This window comes from Neorhizobium sp. BETTINA12A (assembly GCF_023006485.1).
GTDB lineage: Bacteria > Pseudomonadota > Alphaproteobacteria > Rhizobiales > Rhizobiaceae > Neorhizobium.
In genome coordinates, this window is the sequence record NZ_JALBGW010000239.1 from 1 (window position 1) to 5,251 (window position 5,251).

Below are 5,251 nucleotides of genomic sequence, written 5' to 3' on the forward strand. Positions count from 1 at the left end.
GGTGCTGACCGGCGTCGTCGAGGCAATCGACATCCCGCACCGGCTGGCGACGATCCGGCTGGCACAAGCGCAGATCGTCGTGCCGAACGCGCATGCCGAAGAAGGCCGGAGCGTCCGCGTGCACATCCCCGAACGGGACGTGATGGTCGCGACCCAGCGGCCGGAGGGCTTGAGCGCGCTTAATATTCTTGACGGCATAATCGCCGCGATCGAGCCGGACGGCGACGGCATGGCCCGCATCCGCATCCGCTGCGGCGGAGATATCGTGCTCGCCCGCATCACCGCGCTTTCCGTCGAACGGCTCGACCTGAAGCTGGAAAAGCCGGTTTTTGCGGTAATCAAGACGGTAGCGCTGGAACGGTAGGCGGGCATTGATCTTAGGTCGAGTGTGAACTATAGATTACACATGATCGAAGTCCGCAAAACGGCAGCTTTCTCAAAGTGGTTCGCCGAACTTCGCGACCATAACGCCCGAATGCGGATAGTTACGCGGATTCGCCGTATGGAGATTGGCAATCTGGGGGATGTAAAACCTGTCGGCGAAGGCATCAGCGAAGCCCGCATCGCCTACGGCCCCGGCTACCGGCTCTATTTCATACAGCAGGGCCAGGAGATCATCATCCTGCTTTGCGGCGGCGATAAGAGCACCTAGGGCAAGGACATCGCTTCGGCAAAACAGATGGCGAAGGAGATATGACAGTGCCTATAGAAACGACGAAATGGGATGTTCAGGACTACCTGAAGACGCCCGAAGAGCGCGTTGCCTATCTCGAAGCGGCTTTCGAAGATGGCGATCCAAAGCTTATCTCGATCGCCCTTGGCGATGTTGCCCGTTCCATGGGCATGACCAAGGTCGCCAAGGAAGCGGGCATTACCCGCGAGGCGCTCTACAAGGCGCTGAGCGATAAGGGAGATCCGAAGCTCTCCACACTGCTCGGCGTCTTGAAGGCCCTCGGGCTCCGGGTCACGGTCACTTCCGCCAACGAAGCGGCATAGGGTTCGGTCCAGCGGGCGACAGAACTGTCCTTCGAAGAAATTTTGCACACGCGTACATTTTGTCATCCCGGTGTTAAGGAGCGCCGCTAGACCACTTCCTGTTGATGATCTTCAGCGCTTCCGCAAGCCCCGGCCGACAGGTCTTTCAGGGTTCGGAAGAAGCCATTTCGCTCTTCGGGGAGTAAACCATGACTGTTCTTCCGATACTCAAATCCGCCACGCTCGCGGCCGTGCTCTTCGCCTCGACCGCGGTCTTCGCGTCTGCCAAGGATGTCACCATCTCCGTCTGGTCCGGCGGTTCCGGGCCGAACGACAATTACCGCACCGATGCGTTCGACATCGCTGCCGATATTCTCGAGCGCGAAGCCGCCATCCGCGGCGAACAGCTCAACATCATTGTCCAGAAGACGCCCTATTCCGGCTGGGAAGACTTCAAGCAGGCCCTGACGCTGGCCGCGGAAGCCAAAAAGGCTCCGAACATCGTCGCCACCGGCCATGAAGACATCGGCCCCTGGGCACAGGCCGGCCTCATCGTTCCAGTCGAGAAGTTCATCGACCTCGACAGCTGGCCGATCAGCGACATCTATCCGAACCTGATGGAGATCACCTCCTTCAACGGCACCGTTTACGGCATTCCGCAGGACGCCGAATCCCGCCCGTTCTTCTTCTGGAAGCCTTACATGAAGGCGATCGGCTATTCGGATGCCGATATCGAGGCTCTGCCGGCCAAGGTCGAAAAGGGCGAATATACCCTGAAGAACGTCCTCGAAGACGCCAAGAAGATGCAGGACAAGGGCCTCGTCCAGGCGGGCTATGGCTTTTATCCGCGCACCAATAACGGTCCGGACTACTGGCAGTTCTACACGTCCTTTGGCGGCGTGATGGAAGAGCAAGTCAAGCTCGTCTTCGACAAGGCCGCGATGAAGCGCACCTACCAGTATTTCGCCGATCTCGTGAAGGCCGGCGTCACCAAGAAGAACCATATCGGCATGCCGGGCGACCAGTGGTGGAAGGAAGTCGCCACCGGCAAGGCCGGCATCTGGCACGGCGGCACCTGGCATTATGCCCGCCTCGTCAACCAGGAAGGCCTGAAGGACTTTTTCGGCAACGTTCAGTTCACCCTGACGCCGGCCGGCGAAGGCGGCAAGGCCAACACGCTGACCCACCCGCTCGCCTACCTGCTGATGGCCGGCCATACCGAAGAAGAGACACAGATCGCGGCCGACCTGATCAAGATCGCCTCCGAGCCGCGCATCAACGCGCTGCATGCGATCAAGTCCGCCCATCTCGGCATCTCGCCCTCCGAAACCAAGGTCGACCTCTACACCGCCAACCGTTGGGCTTCGGAAGCCACCGAGCGTCTGCTGCCGCATGCCAACGCCATGCCGAACAATGCCGACTTCGGCAAATACTGGACGATCATGTGGAAGAACCTCGAAGCATCCTGGACCGGCGCCAAGACCGCCGATGCCGCGGTCAACGATGCCGAAACCGAGCTGAAGTCGACGCTCGGCGCAGCCATCATCATCCGCTGAAGCAAGCGCCCCTGTGTCTCCGCCGGTTGACACAGGGCGCCGACCTATCCGGGCGAAACTCCTCGCCCCGAACTGCGGGCGGCGCTCGCTCCGCCGCCCGCATCCATCCGTTTCCCAAGGCTTCACCCCATGCGAACGTCGCGAACGCTCGGACTGGTGATGATTGCGCCCGCCGCGGTCATGATCCTCCTGTTTTTCCTGATGCCGGTCGTGCTGACCGCCATCTTCGCCATGACCAACATGACCACCGCGACCGGCATTTCCGGCGGGGCCTGGCAGGTCACGCAAGGTGCCGTCAACCGTCTGAAGACCGAGATGCCGGACCTTGCGGGCGGCATTGCCGAGCCGCGCTTCGTCATCGACGAGGAGGGCCTTGTCGCCCTCGATGCCCTGAAGCTCAAGGCCGGATTCACTGCCGAGCTGCGATCCAGCCACATGGGCGAGGTCTTCCTGTCCCGGCGCGAGGCGGAGCGGGTGATCAAGGCGCTGAAGGACAGGCCTTCGACCCGCGAGGTCAAGCAGATTTCCGACCTCTTCAACCGATCGGTTCTCAATACCCGGTTCGAGACCCGCGACGAGCTGATGGCGAACCTCAAGAAGCTCGGCTTCACGCTGACGCCAGCCGAACAGCAGACGGTCGCCAAGGCCACCTATACCGGCTGGGTGTGGACGACGGAAAACTTCCGGATCATCGCCAATTCGCCGGACATGGCGTCGATCTTCCTCAACACCGCCTTCTACGTCGCCACCACGCTGCTCGTCTTCAACGTCAGCTATGCACTCTTCCTCGCCATCACCACCCACTACATGCCGGCTTCAACCGCATCCATCTTCCGCGCCATCTGGTTACTGCCGCGCATCACGCCGGTGGTCATCTACGTGTTGATGTGGAAATGGCTGACCTGGGACAGCGGCTTCATCTCGATGTTTATGGGCCAGTTCGGTTATCCGCCGAAGAACTACCTGCTCGACAGCGCCTATAATGCCTGGTTCTTCGTGATCCTGATCAATGGCTTCATCGGGGCCTCGATGGGCATGCTGGTCTTCTCTTCCGCGATCAAGGCGATCCCGCAGACGCAGTTCCATGCAAGCGAGGTCGATGGCGCCAGCCGTTGGCAGCAGGTCCGCCACATCATCCTGCCGCAGCTTCGCTGGCCGATCCTGTTCGTCACCTGCTATCAGACGCTGTCGCTGCTCGCCTCCTTCAACGAAATCCTCCTCTCGACCCGCGGCGGGCCGGGGCGGGCGACCGAAGTCTGGTCGCTCGCCGCCTACCACACCGCGCTCAACAACTATACCGGTAACCTGGAATACGGGCTGGGCGCCGCCATGGCGCTGGTGCTGGTGGTGGTCGGGATCGTGCTGTCGCTCATCTACCTGCGTATCTTCCGCTACGACACGCTGATCTCCAAACCGCTGATCGAGGATTGAGCATGGCCGAAAAACCGCAAATCTCGTCAAACACGACCTCGGCGAATTTCTCCAGCCTGCCCGTGATCCTGCTGCTCGGCCTTTTCAGCCTGCCGCTGCTGGTGATGTATGCCTATCTCTTCATCGACACGATCAGCGACACGGAAGTCGGCTCGCTGATCCCGAACGAGTTCACGCTGCGCCACTGGAGCTTCCTCTGGGAGACCAAGACCGGCAAGCCAAACATCTGGCTCGTCACGCTCAACACCTTCATCTTCGCAAGCTGCATCACCGGCGTCATCCTCACGGTCTCGTCGATGGCGGGTTACGTGCTATCTCGCCTCAACGTGCCGGCACGCGGCTTTTTCCTCGCCGGCGTCATGGTGCTGCACGCCTTTCCGTCGGTGACGCTGATCATCGCCATCTTCATCGTGCTGCAGTGGATCGGCCTCTACAATTCGCTGATCGGGGTGATCCTGGTGAAGGCGGCGATCGACCTGCCGCTCGGCATCTGGCTGATGAAGGGTTTTTACGACACCGTGCCCTGGGAGATCGAGATGGCTGGCACCGTCGACGGCGCCTCGCGCTTCACGGTATGGCGCCGGCTGGTGCTGCCGCAGATCAAACCGGCGGTGATGGCGCTTGGGCTGTTTTCATTCCTCACCGGCTGGAGCGAATTCATCCTGCCGCAGGTGCTGGCGCCAGGCGCGAAGGTGCAGGTCCTGTCGGTCTATCTGGCGGGCCTGATCATCGACGACAACAATTTCGATTTCGGCACCTTCAAGGCCGTCGGCGTCTTCTACGTCGTGCCGGTGCTGATCCTCTATGTCTTCTTCCAGAAGCATCTCATGAACATCTATGGCGGAGGCACCAAGGGCTGATGCGTATACTGCTCGACAAGTTTTCCAAGAGTTTCGGCTCCACCAGGATCATCGAAGACATGGATCTCGAAGTGGGTTCCGGCGAAATGCTGGCGCTGCTCGGACCTTCCGGCTGCGGCAAGTCGACGACACTCTTTGCCGTCTGCGGCATACATCGTCCGACCTCGGGCCGCATCCTGTTCGGCGACCGGGACGTCACCCATCTGCCGAGCCAAGAGCGCAATGTCGGCGTCGTCTTCCAGTCCTATGCGCTTTATCCGCATATGACGGTGGAGGAGAATATCGGCTTCCCGCTGATGGTGAAGCGGGTTGCCTCCGCCGATATCAAGAAGCAGGTCGCGGATATCGCGGCACTTGTCCATATCGGCGATCTCCTGGGGCGGCGCCCGGCGCAGCTTTCCGGCGGCCAGCAGCAGCGCGTGGCGCTCG

7 protein-coding genes are annotated in these 5,251 nt (G+C 60.8%); all 7 read left to right on the top strand.

Translation table 11 applies throughout. From position 1 onward, the window contains the following. Positions 1-364, top strand: a 364-nt coding sequence (locus MOV61_RS28120; protein ID WP_247138953.1) for a TOBE domain-containing protein, incomplete at its 5' end; no start/stop codon positions are given. 42 nt (positions 365-406) lie between these two features. After that, on the top strand, positions 407-652 hold the full coding sequence (locus MOV61_RS28125; RefSeq protein WP_247138954.1) for a type II toxin-antitoxin system RelE/ParE family toxin: 246 nt from the start codon (positions 407-409) through the stop codon (positions 650-652). 47 nt (positions 653-699) lie between these two features. Further along, a complete protein-coding gene (locus tag MOV61_RS28130; RefSeq protein ID WP_247034660.1) occupies positions 700-996 on the top strand; it encodes an addiction module antidote protein in 297 nt (98 codons plus the stop codon). A 188-nt stretch (positions 997-1,184) separates the two neighbouring features. Further along, entirely contained in the window at positions 1,185-2,531 is a 1,347-nt protein-coding gene (locus MOV61_RS28135; protein ID WP_247138955.1) for an extracellular solute-binding protein, read from the top strand. A gap of 129 nt (positions 2,532-2,660) precedes the next feature. Next, positions 2,661-3,962 carry a carbohydrate ABC transporter permease gene (locus MOV61_RS28140; protein ID WP_247138956.1) on the top strand — a complete coding sequence of 434 codons (1,302 nt, stop codon included), beginning with the start codon at positions 2,661-2,663 and terminating at the stop codon, positions 3,960-3,962. A 2-nt stretch (positions 3,963-3,964) separates the two neighbouring features. Then, positions 3,965-4,822: a carbohydrate ABC transporter permease gene (locus tag MOV61_RS28145; RefSeq protein ID WP_247034664.1), complete on the top strand. Its 858-nt coding sequence runs from the start codon at positions 3,965-3,967 to the stop codon at positions 4,820-4,822. Further along, on the top strand, positions 4,822-5,251 hold a 430-nt coding region (locus tag MOV61_RS28150), incomplete at its 3' end, for an ABC transporter ATP-binding protein (RefSeq protein WP_247138957.1). The genes MOV61_RS28145 and MOV61_RS28150, both read left to right, overlap by 1 nt.